The following is a 19033-nucleotide window of genomic DNA, read 5'->3' on the forward strand; positions in this document are numbered from 1 at the left end:
AGCAATTATCGCGATTTAAATCCAAAATAAAACGATTCAATCTGTCAACTTAATGCAATGATTGCTATGGCTATAGCCAAGATGCGGCTTAGATCATCAAGGGAGTCGCAAAAATAAAGCGTGCAAAGTCTGCAAAGACTGTTATTATGCACTCGCTCTGTTGTTCAAGAGTTATTAAAAAAGTAAAAGTAAAAGTAAAACCCTAAGCCAAATCCTCACCCTTTTTGTACTCAGCGTTTCCCTTAGCTTCTCGTCATAATTTAATAATTCAGCTACTCAGCACATCGCNCTATCGCGATACTTTTTAATGAATTTAAATAAGGGACACACAATGTCTAATACAACTACTGGTACTGTAAAATGGTTTAACGAAGATAAAGGTTTTGGCTTTATCTCTCAAGAAAATGGCGGCGCTGACGTGTTCGTTCATTTCCGTGCTATCGCTTCTGACGGTTTCAAGACCCTAGAAGAAGGCCAAAAAGTTTCTTTCGAAGTTGAGCAAGGTCAAAAAGGCCTTCAAGCGGCTAACGTAGTTCCTGCATAAGCAGCTACATTACCCCGCTTAACTGCGAACAAAAGGCGACCTTAGGTCGCCTTTTTTGTATCTGCTTTTCGTGCTGATGCTGATCTCTTATCCCTAAAGATGATAAATAACGTTCCAACAATGTATGCGATTACTATACATACCGATTAAATATAAATGCCTCAAGATACACCTTATGTTGCTCTGTTAGCATGATGTTTTACCGCTCCCGTCACTGTCTTTGAGTTATCAAACACCACTTCACCGTTTTCTGCAGCCCCATATTTGATACAACTCGATTAGCTGTAGCTTTATTAAGCAGTGGTGATGTAAAACACGTAAGACTATAAGAAATGAGACATTGCACAGGTTATGCGTGCTGTAGTCGTGTTACAAAAGATCGACAGTAAGTTATAACCCCAAGTGCTCAATCAGTTTTTTCCATGTATTGAGTCTAATAAACATTGACCGAAAAGAAACGCGATGCCTATGATGGCATTGATATCCATAATTCAGGTAGGTAATTTATGACAGCAATCTCTCATGTTTACAACTACACAGTTCGATGCCCACACATTAAAGATCCTGCTCATCCCACCACATGGCAAAACCATATCGAATTTAACGAATCATGCGAAATAGGCCTCAACCGCATCACTAAATGGCACGATCGCTCCGGTCATCGTATCTTTGAACAAGAAGGGTTTATTGTCAGAGAGGCTGACGGTGAAAGCTCTTATTTTTCGATGAGCAGTGGTCGCCTTAAAGGTAACGGCCATATTTTAGTCACCTTTAAGATCTATATGGATGATTTCACTAAAGATACTTCCGTACAAGAAATCATGGCGCACCTGATCAAAGACTATCAGCAGAGATTATCTAAACTGGACTAACATCAAGGATAGTTCCCTGCTCCCCTATACTACCTCCACCTGCGGAGGTAGTCTATTTTGGCCTATAATACCTATTTCCAACGTGTCCTCCCTCACAGCCTGTCAATTGGATAATCAGCCCATACCTTAATCCACATCCTAGGTTATAAGCTTTCAAGGTTACGATTCGGCAAACATAGCTTTACTGAGTTAGATAAAGGGCTAGAATGGCCGTACTACCTATCGAGATAAGCTCACATGAAAGCCATTATTATCCTAGCGGCGTTGATTAACATCAGCGGCTGCGCCGAATTAAAAAATACAGGCCGCACCATCGGGGATACAACCCGCGATGTCACCACTGAAATCGGCCATACCACTCGTGATGTCACTCGGGCAATTGGTCACGCCTCTCGTGATGCGGTCATTTCGGTTAAAGAAGATCTGAGCAAAGAGGACTAACAAACCTTGGTCACATGCCCGTTAGTAACATCAATCAAATAAGGCGCTTACGATATAAGCGCCAGCTGGTGACACATTAGGCCGCATTGGCGCGCATACCATGAGCCTTAGGCTGACCATGCTCATCGACATTGACAAAAATCAGCTTATCGATGCTTACCACAGGTAATAAGGAGACCTTATTACGCACCTCACAGCGCACCGTGATAGATGTCATCCCCGCACTGATCAACTCCAAACCAAATTCAATGACATCCCCCTGCCTAGCGGGCGTCATGAAGTTAATTTCTGAAATAATCTTGGTCACTATACTTTGGCTGCGCATCTGGCAGGCAGCAAAAATTGCCGCTTCTTCATCTATCCAACTGAGTAATTGGCCACCAAATAGCGTATTTGCTGGATTGAGGTGCTCTGGCTTAACAAAACGTCGGCTGTAGTATTTCATTTATGCTCTCCCATTTTACAAATGACCCACCCTCTTCAGGTAAATCGTTACTCTCATCCAATATCTTTCTTTTATCCTTACTCAACAATCAGGCCAACATATAAATATATTTATAATCAATTGGTTAAAAATATCTCAGTGTTAATGACAGCACCGTTTTGGTGCTAGGTGCACCAAACTCAATCATAACCTCCCACCAAAAAAGCACTTGGCATTCATATAACTGCAATCCGACTGACCCATTTCTGTCATCTCGATAACAGACAATCACCGCGCGTTATCTCAACTGATAACTAATTTTAATCAACATACGGATGATGAAGCGATGATGATAAAAAGAGTAGCGGCGTTGATCTCGTGTAGCCTAGTAACCATGGCCGCCAACAGCGCCGTGCTACCAAGCGTTCAGTCAAACAGTCCCTGGTTTACCGATAGTGCCCAACGAGTTATGGATAAGGCCAACCTAACCACCAAGACCCAAGCTAAGAATGTGATTTTATTTGTCGGCGATGGTATGGGAATTTCAACCCTGACTGCGGCGCGTATCTACCAAGGTCAACAGATCACAGGTAACCAAGGCGGTGAAGAGAACGCCTTAAGCTTCGAGCGGTTCAACCACACGGCATTAGTCAAAACCTATAACACGAACCAACAAACTCCCGATAGTGCTGGCACCATGACCGCTATCGCGACAGGCGTAAAATCTAAAGCTGGCGTACTATCGGTTTCCGATACTAGCTTGCGTGGCAATTGCCTATCATCAAAGGGGAACGAATTAGTGACTTTGGTCGATCTTGCCAATGCCAAAGGCTTATCGACCGGTGTCGTCAGTACTGCGCGCATCACTCATGCCACGCCAGCCGCCACCTACGCCCATAGCCCAGAACGAAATTGGGAAGCCGACAGTAACCTTTCAAACGAAGCCATCGCCAATGATTGTAAAGATATTGCTTATCAGATGGTCATGCGGGACAAAGACCATGCCTTGTCTGTCGCCCTAGGCGGGGGCCGCCGCGCCTTTATCCCCAATACCGTTACCGACGGTGAAAACAAAAACGGTAGCCGCAAAGATGGCCTAGATCTGACCCAAGCGTGGCTCGATAATTTCGATAACGCCGCTTACGTGTGGAATAAAGATGATTTCGATGCCATCGATGTTGCCAACACAGATCACCTGCTAGGGCTATTCAATTCATCACATATGGAATATGAACTCGATCGAGCTAACGATGTGGCTGGTGAGCCCTCTCTCACAGAGATGACAGCCAAATCCATTGAATTACTTAATAAAAATGATAACGGTTACTTGTTGATTGTCGAATCGGGTCGTATCGATCATGCTCACCATGCCGGTAATGCTAAGCGCGCCTTGATGGATGCAGTGGAACTGTCCAATGCGGTCCAAGCCGCCTATGACAACACCAACCCAGAAGAGACCCTCATTTTGGTCACTGCCGACCACAGCCATGTATTCACCATCGCAGGCTACCCTAAACGCGGCAACCCTATCTTGGGGCTAGTACATGATGTAGATGGCAATTTATCAACCGCCTTAGACGGCAAGCCCTACACCACACTGGGGTACACCAACGGCCCTGGCGCCGTTATTGGTCAACGTGATGATTTAACTTCCGTTGATACCCAGCAAAACGACTTTATGCAGCAAGCACTCATTCCTATGGGCAGCGAAACTCACGCCGGTGAAGATATTAGCCTACACGCCACGGGGCCGGGGGCTAACTTGGTTAAAGGCGTAATGGAGCAAAATGTCATTTTCCATATTATCAACCAAGCCCAATCGCTTGGCGGTACTAAGTATTAATTTAGGAGCTATAACCATGAACAACACATTACTGGTACTGTCTATCGCCGCCATTTTGGGACTAACCGCCTGTGGTAGCGATGGTGACAATGGCATAAACGGCACCGATGGTTCGGCTGGTACAAATGGTCAAAACGGTAAAGATTGGAGCGCAGCGAACCAATGGTATATCGATGGCCAAACTAGAGTCACCCAAGCCGCTGACTATACGCCTAATACTGATGCTGGTGCCGCCAAGAACATCATCTTATTCGTGGGTGATGGTATGGGGGTATCGACTGTCACCGCCGCGCGCATTTTAGAAGGCCAACTAAATGGTGCCACTGGGGAGGAGAACTCACTCTCTTTTGAAACCCTACCCCACCTTGGCTTAGCTAAAACCTATAACGTCGATGGCCAAACTCCCGACTCGGCAGGCACAATGACGGCGATGATCACTGGCGTGAAAACCGATGTAGGGGTTATTTCTCAAGCCGAAGGTGTCACGCGCGGTAACTGCGCATCGACATCAGGACAAAATCTCATGACGGCACTGGAATTAGCCTCGATAGCGGGACTGTCTACGGGCGTAGTGTCAACGGCGCGTATTACTCATGCGACCCCCGCCGCAACCTATGCCCACGTGCCCGAGCGAGATTGGGAAGCAGACAGCAACCTACCCGCCGAAGCTGTCGCCAATGGTTGTAAAGACATTGCCGCGCAGCTATTAGATTTTAACCAAGGCAAAGGGGTCAATGTCGTCATGGGCGGCGGACGGCGTGCGTTTATCCCCAACACTGTGGTCGATGCCACAGGCAAAGCGGGTAAACGCAACGATGGCCGAGACTTAACCGCCGAGTGGTTAAGTCTCTACCCTAACGCTAAATATGTCAGCGATCGAGACGGTTTCATTAACTTAGATCCCGCCAGTACCGACCACCTGCTTGGGCTGTTTAACTCATCTCACATGGAATATGACTATGATCGAGTCGAAACCAGCGTACGAGGCGAGCCGTCATTGGCGGAGATGACCGCAAAAAGCATCGATATTCTCAGCAAAAATAATCAAGGCTTTGTATTAATCGTTGAAGCTGGCCGTATCGACCATGCACACCATGCAGGTAATGCTGCACGGGCGCTACACGACACCATTGCCTTGTCAGAGGCCGTTCGTGTCGCCATGGAAAAAACGTCGGCAAACGATACCTTGTTGATGGTAACGGCTGATCATAGCCACGTATTTACCATTGCCGGTTACCCTACCCGCGGCAACCCTATTTTAGGCTTAGTAAAAAGTAACGATGCCAACGGTTTGCCATCGGCAACTAATGCCACCGATGCCAACGGAATGCCTTACACCACTGTCGGTTACGCCAACGGTTTAGGCTTCGCATCGCTAGCAACCGGAGGTGATGAGCGTTACAACACCGCCGCGCTGGCCGGGCGAGTCGATCTGAATTACACCGATCCCCAAAGCGCGGGCTTTCATCAAGAGGCGTTAGTACCGCTAAGCAGTGAAACCCACGCAGGTGAAGATGTGGCAATATTTGCTCGCGGTCCTGGTGCAAGCCTAATTGAGGGAACCGTAGAGCAAAATCATCTCTTTCACGTGATGAATTACGCTGGCGACTTAGTCAATAAGGCTAATGCCGCCGTGCAGTAAGCAGCTGCAAGCACTGCAGCCTATGAGTGAAGAGCAACAAGAGTGATCTTGTGTTATGTCCTAGGCTGCGGTTTATTAATTACAACTCACTGATTGCATATAATAAGACTAAGGAGTCTTCGATGTATTGCCACCCTCAACCGCTCATGAAGCCGATAAGCAGTGCAATAACTATGTCTCTACTGTGCGTGTTCCTGCTTATGTGCAATAGCACTTACGCCACTCAAGTAATAGCATCATCAAAGATAGGGGCGAATATCGCAACTGACATGGATGAGCCATGTGATACCGCGATCAGCGGCAGTCAATTTCAAGCAAGCTATCAGATCACTACTACAGATCATCATACCAATACGCAGCAGCACACAGGGTTAATTCTGACTCGTTTTAACGACAACATCCTCTACCAACATAACCAAGTCAGCTTTGAAGCCTGGCATAAAAATGGGGAATATGTGCGTTATTTCCCCGCCGAAAAACGCTCGATTAGCTATCGCCGTGGCGATCTGCTCGCACTGAACATCGCCAGTGATATCGACAGACAATTTCACCTTATCGCCCCCCATACCCTAGCGCAGCTCTCCCTCGTGGACAGTAGCCAAGGCCAATGCTACGCACAGCAGCAATATCGCAATGCTCATAACAAGAATGAGGCCGAGCCATTCGTCAGCATTGACTGGTTACCACAGCTATCACTGCCTAAGTCGTTGACAATCGATACTGGAGATCAGCGCATAAGCTATCAATTGACGACACTAAAAGCGATTAATGGTGATAGTTTTAATCGACTTATCGCTGACTATCAAGATCTTGACTTTGCCGATGTGGGTGACAGCGAGTCCGATCCCTTTATCGCTAAAATGATCACTCAAGGATTTATTCAGCACGGCAGCTCTGGGTTTTATTCGGCAGATGGCGAAAAACTTCAGCCGACAAGCGGCGGCCACCATCATTAGCGTGGGCAAATAGCCTTTATAGCGTTAGCCACAAGCCAGCCCATGGGTGGCTTGTGGCTAACGACCCTAGTTTAAAGCAGGGCTTTAAGTGCCTTAATAAAGGTATCGATATCATTGCGGCTAATATCAGCATGGGTCACTAAGCGCATCACCGAACCAGGGCTTAGTAATATCCCTTGTTTTTTTAATATCTTAGCAATAGCGGTAATGTCGAGTTTATCGCTGACTTTAGCAAACACCATATTCGTCTGCACCTCGGCGACATTCACCTCAAACTCTGCCACGCCCTGAAGCTGCTCGGCAAGATAATGGGCATTGTCATGATCTATCGCTAAACGCTCGACTTGCTCGTTAAGTGCCAGCTCTGCGGCAGCGGCCAATATCCCAGCTTGACGCATGCCACCACCGAGCATTTTACGCCAACGCCGCGCCTTGTTAATTAAACGCTCATCACCCAACAACAGCGAGCCCACTGGCGCACATAAGCCTTTTGACAAGCAGATAGACACTGAATCAAAATACTGGGTAAGTTCACTTATCGCTACGCCTTGGGCCACTGCCGCATTGGCAATCCGAGCACCATCGAGATGGATTTTAAGACGATGGTTGAATGCTAGCGCTTGGGCATCTGCCAGATATTGTGCCGACAACACCTTGCCACCAATGGTGTTTTCTAAGCTAAGCAGGCGGGTTTTAGCAAAATGAATATCGTCGGGTTTGATGGCCGCTTCAATGTCGCTCAGCAATATAGAGCCATCGGCCTGATTGGCTAATGGCTGCGGTTGCACACTGCCAAGTACTGCGGCGCCACCCCCTTCAAATTTATAGTTGTGCGCCTGTTGCCCACAAATGTATTCGTCACCCCGTTCACAATGCGACATCAGCGCCAGCAAATTGGCTTGAGTGCCCGACGAGGTAAACAGGGCGCCATCGAAACCAAAGCGTTCTGCCGCCATCGCTTCTAATCGGTTAACCGTGGGATCGTCTCCATAGACATCATCGCCAACCTCGGCGCTGGCCATCGCTTTACGCATCGCCACAGTTGGTTGAGTTACCGTATCACTGCGAAAATCTATCATTATTCCCCTATCCTATCGCTACACAATACACAGTGCAGGCATCTTACTCCTCGGCTTAAATCCTCGCCAGCATAGGAGAGGATTTTTTATTGAAACAGAACCTTATTGGAAAAACGTCATAAAACCATCTTTTAATTAAAAACCAGAGCCTGTAAAGATCCTGTATAGTGGGTGGTTACACAAAGCGCTTTAATTTGTTAGCCCTAAAATGGGACCGATATCTTTAGCAACACCTAACCGCGATGAAGATCCATGATCCATGGCATAAAAATCCCTAAGTGAAAAACAAATGTAAACCGAGTAAGATACCGCGCTAAATCAATAACAACATCTAACGAGCCCACAGTTAAAGATTAATAAAACTAATCAAAATCCATAAAAAATATCGTTGTCAATTTGCCTTGTCATCAGGCAAAATCCGGCTCCATTTGATCAACGAGAGCAACAAATGCAACAAGCTGAATTTATCACCATACTTTGGTTTATTGGCATCATCGCCGAAGCCATGACCGGTGCACTCTGTGCTGGGCGCAAACAAATGGATCTGTTTGGCGTGGTGATCATCGGCTGTGCAACCGCCATTGGCGGCGGGACACTCAGAGATATGCTACTGGGTAACTACCCATTAATCTGGGTCGAAAATGTGCACTACTTGGTCGCTATCGCCTTTGCCTCGCTACTCACAGTGATCATTGCACCTGTGATGCGCTATTTATCCAAATTATTTTTAACCATAGATGCTCTCGGCTTAGCCGTGTTTTCAATCATTGGCGCGCAGAAAACCTTAATGCTGGGTTTTAGCCCAGTAATGGCAGTTGTGATGGGCGTAGTCACTGGGGTATTTGGCAGCGTGATCAGAGATATTTTATGTAACCAAGTACCATTGGTGTTCCAAAAAGAGCTCTATGCCTTAGTGGCCTTGCTCACGGCGAGTCTGTATATCGTCCTAGAGCATTATGCGGTAGCCAGTTGGCTTAATTTAGCCCTATCACTGACTTTTGGTTTTGGCTTTAGAATGCTAGCCATTCGCTATCACTGGAGCATGCCAAAATTTAACTACCAATATCATCAAGATAATGAAGTGGGCTAAGTTTAAAAAAAGCCTCGATACCCGCAGTACAATATAAGGGCTCGAGGCTTTAACTTATCGCTATTTCGCTTACCTATGTTTAGTTTACTGATATAAAGTAAGCAGGTTAGCCATGATGAACCTATCTAAGCTGTAAACTTACTGGCGAATACCTTCAACCACTAAATCTAAAGTAACATGACTAGAGGCTGGCCCTAAGTCCATCTTAATATTGTAATCTTTTAGCGCGAGTTCAGTTTTGCCAACAAAGCCAACACGATAACCACCCCAAGGGTCTTTACCTTCACCCACCAAATGGGCGTCGATAGCCACATCTTTAGTCACACCGTTAAGATTCAACTGCCCCTTAAGTACAAACTCGCCATCACCTTGTGGCTCCACAGAGGTCGATGTAAAGGTAGCTTTAGGGAACTTAGCCACATTTAAAAAATCACTACTACGCAGATGCTTATCGCGCTCAGCATGATTAGAGTCGATACTGGCAGTATTGATAGTGACGTTGACCTTAGAGGCGCCAATATCGCTGTTATCGAAACTAAAATCACCTGAAAAGTCATTAAAACGCCCCACCACAAAGCTGTAACCTAGGTGGCTCACACTAAACTGCACTGAGGCATGGGCGCCTTGCGTGTCGATAATATAATCGGCGGCATTTACTTGGGCCGACATCATAAGTGCACCTGCAATAACGCTGCTTAGCATACCCTGTTTCATTTTATCTCCTTAAATGTAGTCATTCTGATTAATGTAGAGTCTTTATCTATTAGATGATGTTTAATCGCCCCTAGGGCGTGAACAATAACCAAGCCAATAAGGCTGTAGGCCAAATATTGATGCACCACGCCAGCTATATCGGCTTGGTCTGCAAATAACTCCCCCATACTGGGCAGTTGCCATAGCTCAAATACCCATATGCCACGCCCATCAGCGGTAGAGATCAAATAACCACTGACAAAGATCCCCATTAATAAGAGATACAACAGGCCATGCACCCAGGCGCCCAATCGCTTTTCCCACCGCTGGTGTTGAGCCAATGGCTGAGGTTTAGGGTTACCCCAGCGCCACAATAAGCGAACAATAGTGGCAAGCAGCAACAGGATCCCTATGCTCTTATGTAGTGCTGGGGCCGTTTGGTACCAACTACTGTAATAAGTGAGCCCCACCATCCAGTAACCCAACCCAAACAGACCAATCACAGCTACAGCCGATAGCCAATGCAACACCATGCTGACGACACCATAACGACTCTGCGTATTCCTAATCATGGATTAATCCTGTCTATTGATTCTGTTTTTGATATTACTTTCGATTTAGAAAGAGTAATAGCGCGTAATTTAGCCAATAACGTTCTATTTTTTAGAATTAGCAGATAATCCCCAGATAAATCGGCTCAAACGAGGCAAACTTTTGCCGAAAACAATTGCGATTAAAGTCACTCTCGCTACTGGTAACGCCCAAAATCAGTATTAAAAAGCAGCGTTTTTGATAAAAAAAAACCACTTCGAACACTAACTGACCATGCGATTAAATTTATCTAAAAAAGCACTTGCAGTAAAAATATCATCGCTATATTATACGCGCACTCCAAACGAGACGGGTTACAAACACCTGGTTTGAAGTAGTTAACTAACACTTAGTTTAGTTGCCCGAATAGCTCAGTCGGTAGAGCAGAGGATTGAAAATCCTCGTGTCCCTGGTTCGATTCCGGGTTCGGGCACCACTATTTAGATGTAACAGTTAAGCCGGCATAGCTCAGTTGGTAGAGCAACTGACTTGTAATCAGTAGGTCCCGAGTTCGACTCTTGGTGCCGGCACCATAAAAATAAAAAAACCACTCTTTGAGTGGTTTTTTTATGCCTAAAATTTACCATCACCTTATCAACAAGCGGTATTGATTAAGCCAAGCTTACCATGTACGTCATTATCTCTGGCCCTTACTTAGGCGAAAGACAAACGTCATGGTTCCAAGCCCAAGCCATCATCTGTCACGCAATACCAACCTGTTCTTGAATGGCTTTAAATAAGCAAAAGATAGCGCCTTGTTATCAATAAAAATAGCGCATAAAAAAAGGAGCCTGCGCTCCTTTTGATAATCATGTTATTCGATCACTGGCTCACTTCCAGCTTTTTATCTTATGGCCTTTCAAGGCATAAAACAGAATAAACAGATAACAAGGTAACATCACCATATAGCCGCCTTGCAATCCCAAAGAGGTGGCTGAGCTGGTTATCCCCCAGAATAAGGGACCAAACGCACCACCGGCAATCCCCATCACCAGTAACGCAGAGCCTGTACTGGTCAACTTACCCATACCCGACAACGCCAAAGGCCACACCGCAGGCCACACTATAGCGTTAGCTAAACCTAAAAAGGCGATCATCAACAAGGTGTCGGGCAGCATGACTCCACCTAGAGGCACCAATAGGGTGTTGGCTATCACGTAGGACTCATTACTCCCCAATAAAATGCCCAATGTCAGCAAGATACCTAATACCGCCGAGAGGGTTAAGGCCGTGGGTTGAGAGATAAAGCGCGGAATAGTTAATATACCTAAGATATAACCTAACACCATGCAGATCATGGTATATGAAGTCATGACACCATATTTTTCGATCCCTAAGCTTAAGGCAAAAATACCTATGGTATCGCCAGCAATGACCTCAACCGCGACATAGAAAAATAGCGCAACCACACCTAAAGCAAGATTAGGGTGCGATAACGCTTCGCGAGTGTGCCCTTTACCGCTTAAGGTTTCATCATCTTCCTTAGCCAGCTCAGGTAATGGCGACTTCTTTACTAAAATGGCTAAAAAGCCGATAAATAACGCCATTCCCATATAGGGATACACTAGGCTATTAGCCATTTCATCAATTTGCACTTGGGTAAGCTCTATGCCGACGCGATCACTAAAGCTGTCTAAAATGAGTGCGGTAAACACCATAGGGGCAATCACACCCGCGCCTTTATTTAAAATCCCCATTACACTAACGCGCGCTGCTGCCGATTCTTCTGGACCAATTCTTACCACATAGGGGTTTACCGCTGTTTGCAGTAAAGTTTGCCCTGTCCCCATCACTAACTGAGCCAATAAAAACAGCGCAAATATTTGTGTTTTAGCCGCGGGAATAAAGAGTAAGCCCGCCAACATCATGATCCCCATACCTAAAGCCATACCACTCTTATAGCCTACTTTGCGGATCACCCATGCCGAGGGTAAGGCAGTAAATGTCACTGCAATATAAAAAGAGAAGAGGATTAACGACGCTTGTAGGGGGGAGAGTTGTAGGATCTGTTTGAGGTAAGGCATCAGCGACCCATTTAACCACGTCGCAAAACCCAAGATAAAAAACAGTCCTGCGACAATCGCCATCGGGATCACGCTGCTGCGCTTATTTTCGCTATTTAATGTCATTTCCATAAGCCAAGTTTCTTATAGTAATTAATATATTGGTATGGGGTTAACCTATACCGGCTCAGTATTGATAATGGTACTCATGACAATGGCGACGCTTATTCAACTAGACTCTTTGCCACCTTGTTTCACTGATGTTAAAACATAAAGCCAAAAAAGACAACGCTGTCATTTTGGGTTTTTATTAAATAAAACGCTAACCTCAAGATTTAACTGGTTAAAGACAATCAAACCATACAGTAGTAAAAATTAGACCTTAATAAATATGTCACGCTTATACATCCAAAAAAGCAACAACCACTGTACCAACAACAAGGCTAGCGTGGCGGCTAATATCTGCGCATTAATGGGTAAAGCATCAACAAGCCCACCAAAGAGACTGCGGGCTATATAGTCCCATTTCACCAAACTAGAAGCTAAATAGATGATGATGGCGTTACAGCCGATGACCACGAAAACATAAACCAACTTATACCATTTCAGCACATCCACCAGCGCATAAAATACGCCAAGTAACAATAAACTCCAGCCCGTTGTGACCAGTACAAATGAACTGGTCCACAGATCTTTATTTACCGGCAAAAAGCCATCACACCACCAGCCTAAAGTTAATACGCTAACGCCAATCAGCAGCAACAGCGCCACTTTAGCCCACTCTCCTTTGGGGTGCGTTTTAACAATAAAGTGCCCGGTAAACACCCCAGCAAGGGCGTTAATCACCGCGGGTAAAGTGGATAGTATCCCTTCGGGATCCGTTGCTCGTCCTTGGTAGGTGATCCCGGGGAGAAAATGGCTATCGACATAGGCATTAATCGAGCCCGCCATCGATAAATCACCTGCCCCGCTACCCGGTACTGGCAGCAGTAATTGCATCGCCCCGTAGCCAATCAGCAACCCCAACGCCACGATAATTTGAGTACGCAAACTGGTATGCCACACTAAGATGGCGGCAAAAAACCAGGCAAAGGCAATGCGGCCAAGTACACTGGCATAGCGCACATCGTCTAAAGCTGCCGGCACCCCGACACCCCAACCATGGTTATAAAGCACACCCAAAAATAACAGTAATAACAAACGTTTTACTGCGTGACGATACACAGGCCAGCGAGCAGACCAAGGCAAAACATCAAGCCGCTTGGGCGATAATCCAAGCGCAACGCCCGAGAGGAAAATAAACAGCGGGAAAATCAAATCATAAAAGGTAAACCCGTGCCATTGGCTGTGCTGCATCTGAGCATCGGCAATGCGCCAACCTTGCCAGCTGGTCAAAGCGAAGAGGCCGGCAAACAGGGCTTCACCGCCTAAGATCCAAAACATGTCGAAGCCACGTAAGGCATCGAGTGACATTAATCTCGGCTTAACCATCTTGGCCTGCTCGGCTTGCATCGGCATACTTCCTATGATGTTTATAAAGATGATGTAGTTGAGCTATCACTAAATAGCGCAAGGCCCTAAAAGTCATGCTTTTAGGGCCTGTTATTGATTCAAATGCGTTAACCTTGATACACCAAGTGCCCTGCAATATAGGTTTGTTGCACCTTATGCTGGTCTAACAGTACCAGATCGGCCTTGGCGCCAATACTCAGCTGCCCCCGCTGCGCCTGATGTCCAATAAACTGCGCCGGATAGAGAGCCGCCATGCGCAGCGCTTCATCGAGTGATAATCCGAGTAAGTTGACGCTATTATTCACCGCTCCCATCATATCAAGTACACAGCCCGCCAGTTCACCTGTCACCGCATTTAAACGCGAACCTTGGCGAACCACCTGCGTGCCAAATAGTTCGAAACTGGCATCTTGCGCCATACCGACAGGCGGCATGGCGTCGGTCACTAGCATCACCTTACCTTTAGGTTTCGCGTAAATAGCCACTTTAGCGGCAGCGCTATGTACATGGTGACCATCGACAATCAACCCGCACCAGGCGTCACGACTCTCGATGGCGGCGCCGACCATACCTGGCTCCCGCGACCCCATTGGTGACATGGCATTAAATAGGTGAGTAAAGCCGGTGGCTCCGGCCGCCAAGGCTGCTACTACCGTGTCATAATCGGCGTTAGAATGGCCTAAGCAGACCTTAACTCCTTGTGCGACTAATGCCTCAATCACTTCGGTGGAGACATTTTCAGGCGCGAGCGTCACGACTTTGGTGCCTAAATCGTTGCGGCTAAAGATGGCTAATTCCGCATCAGAAATACGCCTAATATGCGATTGCGGATGTACCCCTTTTTTGGGCACCGACAAGTGCGGGCCCTCAAAATGCACCCCTAGTACACCATGGCAGCCTTGAGCTATCGATTGGGCAACAGCATCGGCAGCCCGCTGCATCATCTCTACCTTATCGGTGATCAGGGTGGGTAAAAATCCTGTGGTGCCAAACTGCGCGTGAGCCCGGCCTATGGTGTTAATACATTCAACACTAGGATCGGCATTAAACAGTGCTCCACCGCCGCCGTTCACCTGTATATCGATAAACCCAGGCACTAAGGTGCCTGTCAGTTTAATGGGCTCAACGCCCGATACCGTATCAAATGCGCGGATATGACCATCTTCTAGCGTGATGGGCAGCTGATGATGAAACTGTTCACCATCAAAGAGTCGATCTGCTATTAAGGTTTGTTGCATAACTAATATCCCCTGAAGGCGTTAACGCTGGCGGCGTGCAATAGTTAACGTGTGATAGATTGTACAGCCACCTGCTGACGGGCATAGTAAGCGGCACCAAATTCTGGCGGCGCGATCACCGGCGCTATGTTGGCCACAACATCGCTATCCAACCAAGGGGCTAACGGTTCGGCTAAGCCACCAATCATTGAAAAACGCGGCGGATTAAGCTCAAACAATTTATGGGCTAGCTGACTCAAATAAGCGGCGCCTTCGACCACAATCGATTTGGCAACCTCATCATTGTCATTGTCATTGGCACAGGTTAACACCGTCCGTGCCAGCGTGGCATAGCAGCTGGAGGATTGTCCGGCTAAATGCGCCACGATCCCCATGGCATCGTGCACCTTAAAATGTGTCAGCAAACGCTCAGTTAGCGCCGTGGGCGGCGCGAATCCATCGAGGTGTAACAGCACTTGTTCGGCCGCTTTCAGCCCTAACCAAGCACCGCTGCCCTTATCACCTAACATAAAGCCATGGCCACCTAGGCAACAAGATTGCTCACCGACATGGGCATAGCCACACGACCCCGTACCTGTGATGATAACCGCACCATCGCCTCCATTATGGGCGCCAATGCAGGCGGCGTGTAGATCGGTTGTGACATACATCTGCGCAAAGGGATGCTGCCAGTTTACTACTTGCTGGTATAGGTGCGGCACATTAACCCCAGCCAGTCCTAATCCGGCAATGAGCTGACGGCTATCGCTTAAGGCTAATCCTGCATCGGTTAACGCCAGCGCGGTCGATTGTTGAATCGACTCAAAGGTTTGCGATAAACCATGAAGTGGATTAGCGCGCCCTGCAACGCCGCTGCCTAAAATACGATTGTCTGCAGCATAGATGGTCGCACGGCATTTACTTCCCCCACCATCTATACCTATGTATAAGGGCGTATCCTTCGTCTGATTCAATCCCATTACGGACCTCTTTTACCGTGTTAATATCCAAAATTACCGTTAATCGAAACCATAACTTTGGGTCGCTACTGCAAGTTAATACAATGTTACAACAACGATGACAGCGTTGTCATTTGTTTTATTGCTATCGATACACAACTAACATGCCACCTAGCATCGAATCGATAATTGCTCTTGATAATGCAAGCTTCGCATCGAAAACTGAAGTAACTGCCCATAAAAAAGGCTCAGTCATGCCAATGCTTGTTGATGGAAATCATGAAAAAGAGTGACCCTGATAGTAGGTTGTCACTCTCAAATTCCAGCTGATTAATTGACCCTGAGCATGCGCCCTTTACGCTGCCCATCCGCCGCCACGCCTCTGACCTCGACTTTGCCCTCAACCTCGACTTGTTGAGTATAAGGTTGCCACTGACCTCCATTAAGTCGGTATTCGGCCTGCAAACCAGGATAGAAGTGGTTAATCTGCAACATGCCACCTTCAATACGTGCCCCTAGGGTCGGTACTCGATAGGCAATATTGGCCATATCAAGTTTTTGCAACTCTTTATGACCAAGCGTGTTGGCAAAAACCTGCCATTGAGCCTGCTGCTTGGCGCGCATATCATCAGTAAAGAAGTCGCTATCTTGATGATAGACAACCCCTTGGTGCTGATACGGCACTTCCCAGTCGGCTTGATGCCAAGCACGCTCGGCCAGTGCTAATAAACGTGGAAAAATCATATATTCGGCAACATCGTCACTGCGAATAGTCTCGCTCCATATTTGCCCTTGAAGGCCACGAAATGTCACCCCGCGGGCTAAGGGACCGCTGAGGCGTTGCCCTTGCTCATTAAGTTTAATGGTGTCGTCCGCGGTAAAGGGTTGGCCTTCGATATTGGTCCACTGCTCAGCATTAGCGGGTAGGTTATCGGGCATAAAGCTAAAAATCTTGCGCTCGTTGGTATTACGACTTGCCCAGTAATAGCCATGCTCTTTCGGATCGGCCTCATAAGGAAAATCAAAATAGAGCACCTCAGGATTACTCAGCACAGTATCCCATTGTAAATTAGCTTGTTTGTGTGCACGCTTAAAACCGTCATAGGAGATCACATCCCAAATATTGCTCTGGATATTAGCCGGCATCCGCTCTGGGCGAGTGTGACTCATGCCATCGCTCCACCCCGCGGCCTCTATGCCTTTTTCAGCCAGAATATTGGCGACGCGCTCGATAAAATAGGCGCCATAATCTTGCTCACTGGCCACGCCTTTATCGTTATTGTGTAAAAACGCTTGGCATACTGGCGACTCAATCCAAGCGCCTGCCGTTTCATCGGCGCCAATATGGTAGACGGTCAATGGCTGGCCTGCCTGCTGGTGTAGCAGGGCTATCTCATCGACCACTTTGCCGACAAAATCGAATGAAGATTCCAGACACACGTTAAGCGTATTATCGTCATAATATTGGATTGAGGCGTATTGTGTGGTGTCCTGGGGATCGATTAAACGATATTGATTCGCCGCCGCAATATCACCCTTTGCCAACAACTTACGATAGCGCGCCTCCATCGACTTAATGGCAGCGCGCGAATGTCCTGGCATATCCATCGAGGGGATCACTTGGATTTGGCGCGCGTTAGCATATTTAAGGATATCGATATAATCGGCTTTAGTGTAATAACCATTAACAGCGCTCGCGGCGTCGGGGCCACTGCCCAGCTGCGGTAACAGACAGCGATTTTCCTGCAAATCGTGGCAACGTTTGCTGCCAATGTCGGTTAATTCGGGCAGGCCATCAATCTCTAATCGCCAGCCTTCGTCATCGGCCATATGCAGGTGCAGCTTGTTAAGCTTATAGGCTGCCATCTGATCGAGCAGATCTAAGATAAACTGCTTGCTGTGAAAGTTACGCGCCACATCGACATGCATGCCTCTATAGGCATATCTTGGCTCATCTTCAATCTGCATGGTATTTACGCTAAGCGTATTCACATCGATAAGGCTAGTGAGCGAAGCGATACCATAGGCGTATCCGGCATCATCGCCAGCGCGGATCGTAATGTTATCAGGTGTGATGGAGAGTTGATAACCGCCTGCCATAAGTGGTTTCGTTAAGGGGCGTAACGTCAACGATATCCCCTGCTTTTGCTCGGTAACACCAAGGCGCTCAAGGCGTGCCAATGCAGCATCAATTGCGCTACGCTTGACCTCTGTAGCTGATAACTTATAGCCAGAACTGAGTGACACCGCTGGTGCAGCACTGTCGATAATTTGCGATTTAGGTGTAGGAATTATGGTGTTAATAGCAAGTGTCGGCTCCGGCTGCACCTGGGCATTGGCCTCAAATAACACCTCAGCCTTGGCCCATTTAAGCGTATCGGTATCACTGCGCTTATATTGAGTTTGCTCACTGACAAATGCCACGGCGTAGGGGCGCGTCTCCATGCCAGTATCAGGATCGATACCCAAGCGAGTGCTGGCAATCACCTCAGGCTCAAGTCCAGGCGCCACAACATAGTAATTAGGCATGGCATCCGTTTCAGATAATTGCCATAACTCCCCGATAAAATCCACAGTGTATGTTTGCCCGGCCTCAAAACCGGCAAACTGCTCGGTGGGGGTAATTTTATGTAGATCACCTTTGACATGGGTAATAACAAACTCAGGTAATAACTCGGGCGATTGCTCTGGTGATAACACCGCCTTAACGGGCCGCAGTTGGCTGTAATAAATCGCCCAATCGCGCGCTTTAAAATCAATTGCCGATGTAAAAGTGATTTGCGCGGCAAAACAGCGTCCATCGACACCACTACTGGTGCATTGCTGTGGATAGTTCGTCAGCGTTGCGTAAGTAACCCCCAAGGTGTTGGCAAAGTCATGCAACTGCTGTTGAGATATCGTGCCGTTTTGAGATACAGGCGTAATGGCAACTGCTGCATTGGTCGTTGCTGCGGGCTGAGATACCGCCTCGAGTGGCTTTTCGCTACACGCTGCACCGAATAAGGTGAGCATCACAGCGATTGCAACAAGTTTATTATTCATGGGCTTCCTCTATTATCTTATCCACAAAGCGTGATACCGAATTTGCGGGCTTTAGCGATACGCAATGGCATATATTCAACTTATGATTAACACAGTGTTTTGCATGCCAATGACGCCGAATAATG

General features: G+C 47.1%; 16 protein-coding genes and 2 tRNA genes. 9 read left to right on the top strand and 9 right to left on the bottom strand.

The window, feature by feature from the left end:
* Positions 1 to 331: 331 nt before the first annotated feature.
* From cspE to DN599_RS05085, 3 genes are all read left to right on the top strand, one after another.
* Entirely contained in the window at positions 332 to 544 is a 213-nt protein-coding gene (cspE, locus tag DN599_RS05075; protein ID WP_110456523.1) for a transcription antiterminator/RNA stability regulator CspE, read from the top strand.
* 506 nt (positions 545 to 1050) lie between these two features.
* Positions 1051 to 1416: a cytoplasmic protein gene (locus tag DN599_RS05080; RefSeq protein ID WP_110456524.1), complete on the top strand. Its 366-nt coding sequence runs from the start codon at positions 1051 to 1053 to the stop codon at positions 1414 to 1416.
* 237 nt (positions 1417 to 1653) lie between these two features.
* Entirely contained in the window at positions 1654 to 1857 is a 204-nt protein-coding gene (locus DN599_RS05085; RefSeq protein WP_110456525.1) for a hypothetical protein, read from the top strand.
* A 76-nt stretch (positions 1858 to 1933) separates the two neighbouring features.
* Here the strand turns inward: DN599_RS05085 and DN599_RS05090 are convergent, their stop codons facing one another.
* Positions 1934 to 2302 (bottom strand): acyl-CoA thioesterase, encoded by a 369-nt coding sequence (locus DN599_RS05090; RefSeq protein ID WP_110456526.1) that lies wholly within the window; start codon positions 2300 to 2302, stop codon positions 1934 to 1936.
* Positions 2303 to 2627: 325 nt separating this feature from the next.
* Between DN599_RS05090 and DN599_RS05095 the strand changes: the two genes are divergently transcribed.
* The 3 genes from DN599_RS05095 to DN599_RS05105 all read left to right on the top strand — a co-directional run bounded on the left by DN599_RS05095 (position 2628) and on the right by DN599_RS05105 (position 6722).
* Positions 2628 to 4124, top strand: coding sequence for an alkaline phosphatase (locus DN599_RS05095; protein WP_110456527.1), 1497 nt, complete (start codon positions 2628 to 2630; stop codon positions 4122 to 4124).
* A 16-nt stretch (positions 4125 to 4140) separates the two neighbouring features.
* Positions 4141 to 5766: an alkaline phosphatase gene (locus tag DN599_RS05100; protein ID WP_110456528.1), complete on the top strand. Its 1626-nt coding sequence runs from the start codon at positions 4141 to 4143 to the stop codon at positions 5764 to 5766.
* A gap of 269 nt (positions 5767 to 6035) precedes the next feature.
* Positions 6036 to 6722, top strand: a complete 687-nt coding sequence (locus tag DN599_RS05105) for a hypothetical protein (RefSeq protein WP_110456529.1) — start codon at positions 6036 to 6038, stop codon at positions 6720 to 6722.
* A gap of 71 nt (positions 6723 to 6793) precedes the next feature.
* Here the strand turns inward: DN599_RS05105 and ltaE are convergent, their stop codons facing one another.
* Positions 6794 to 7801 (bottom strand): low-specificity L-threonine aldolase, encoded by a 1008-nt coding sequence (gene ltaE, locus DN599_RS05110; protein WP_110456530.1) that lies wholly within the window; start codon positions 7799 to 7801, stop codon positions 6794 to 6796.
* A gap of 448 nt (positions 7802 to 8249) precedes the next feature.
* Here ltaE and DN599_RS05115 point away from each other — a divergent pair, with 448 nt between their 5' ends.
* Positions 8250 to 8891 carry a trimeric intracellular cation channel family protein gene (locus DN599_RS05115; RefSeq protein WP_110456531.1) on the top strand — a complete coding sequence of 214 codons (642 nt, stop codon included), beginning with the start codon at positions 8250 to 8252 and terminating at the stop codon, positions 8889 to 8891.
* Between the two features lie 138 nt (positions 8892 to 9029).
* Here the strand turns inward: DN599_RS05115 and DN599_RS05120 are convergent, their stop codons facing one another.
* Positions 9030 to 9605, bottom strand: a complete 576-nt coding sequence (locus DN599_RS05120; RefSeq protein WP_110456532.1) for a YceI family protein — start codon at positions 9603 to 9605, stop codon at positions 9030 to 9032.
* Positions 9602 to 10156 carry a cytochrome b gene (locus tag DN599_RS05125; protein ID WP_110456533.1) on the bottom strand — a complete coding sequence of 185 codons (555 nt, stop codon included), beginning with the start codon at positions 10154 to 10156 and terminating at the stop codon, positions 9602 to 9604. The genes DN599_RS05120 and DN599_RS05125 overlap by 4 nt, the downstream gene beginning before the upstream one ends.
* Before the next feature lie 379 nt (positions 10157 to 10535).
* Between DN599_RS05125 and DN599_RS05130 the strand changes: the two genes are divergently transcribed.
* Positions 10536 to 10611: transfer RNA gene (locus tag DN599_RS05130), tRNA-Phe, on the top strand.
* Positions 10612 to 10632: 21 nt separating this feature from the next.
* Positions 10633 to 10708: transfer RNA gene (locus DN599_RS05135), tRNA-Thr, on the top strand.
* 297 nt (positions 10709 to 11005) lie between these two features.
* Here DN599_RS05135 and nagP read toward each other — a convergent pair.
* From nagP to DN599_RS05160, 5 genes are all read right to left on the bottom strand, one after another.
* Entirely contained in the window at positions 11006 to 12310 is a 1305-nt protein-coding gene (gene nagP, locus DN599_RS05140) for an N-acetylglucosamine MFS transporter NagP (RefSeq protein WP_420820846.1), read from the bottom strand.
* A gap of 243 nt (positions 12311 to 12553) precedes the next feature.
* Complete coding sequence (gene nagX / locus DN599_RS05145) at positions 12554 to 13690, bottom strand: transmembrane glucosamine N-acetyltransferase NagX (protein ID WP_110456534.1); 1137 nt, start codon at positions 13688 to 13690, stop codon at positions 12554 to 12556.
* A 107-nt stretch (positions 13691 to 13797) separates the two neighbouring features.
* The gene (gene nagA, locus DN599_RS05150) at positions 13798 to 14928 is read right to left on the bottom strand and encodes an N-acetylglucosamine-6-phosphate deacetylase (RefSeq protein WP_110456535.1); all 1131 of its coding nucleotides are present in this window, start codon (positions 14926 to 14928) and stop codon (positions 13798 to 13800) included.
* A 44-nt stretch (positions 14929 to 14972) separates the two neighbouring features.
* Entirely contained in the window at positions 14973 to 15887 is a 915-nt protein-coding gene (nagK, locus tag DN599_RS05155) for an N-acetylglucosamine kinase (RefSeq protein WP_110456536.1), read from the bottom strand.
* A 309-nt stretch (positions 15888 to 16196) separates the two neighbouring features.
* Positions 16197 to 18908: a family 20 glycosylhydrolase gene (locus DN599_RS05160; RefSeq protein WP_110456537.1), complete on the bottom strand. Its 2712-nt coding sequence runs from the start codon at positions 18906 to 18908 to the stop codon at positions 16197 to 16199.
* Positions 18909 to 19033: the final 125 nt, after the last annotated feature.

Source organism: Shewanella algidipiscicola, from assembly GCF_900380485.1.
Classification (GTDB): Bacteria; Pseudomonadota; Gammaproteobacteria; order Enterobacterales; family Shewanellaceae; genus Shewanella; species Shewanella algidipiscicola.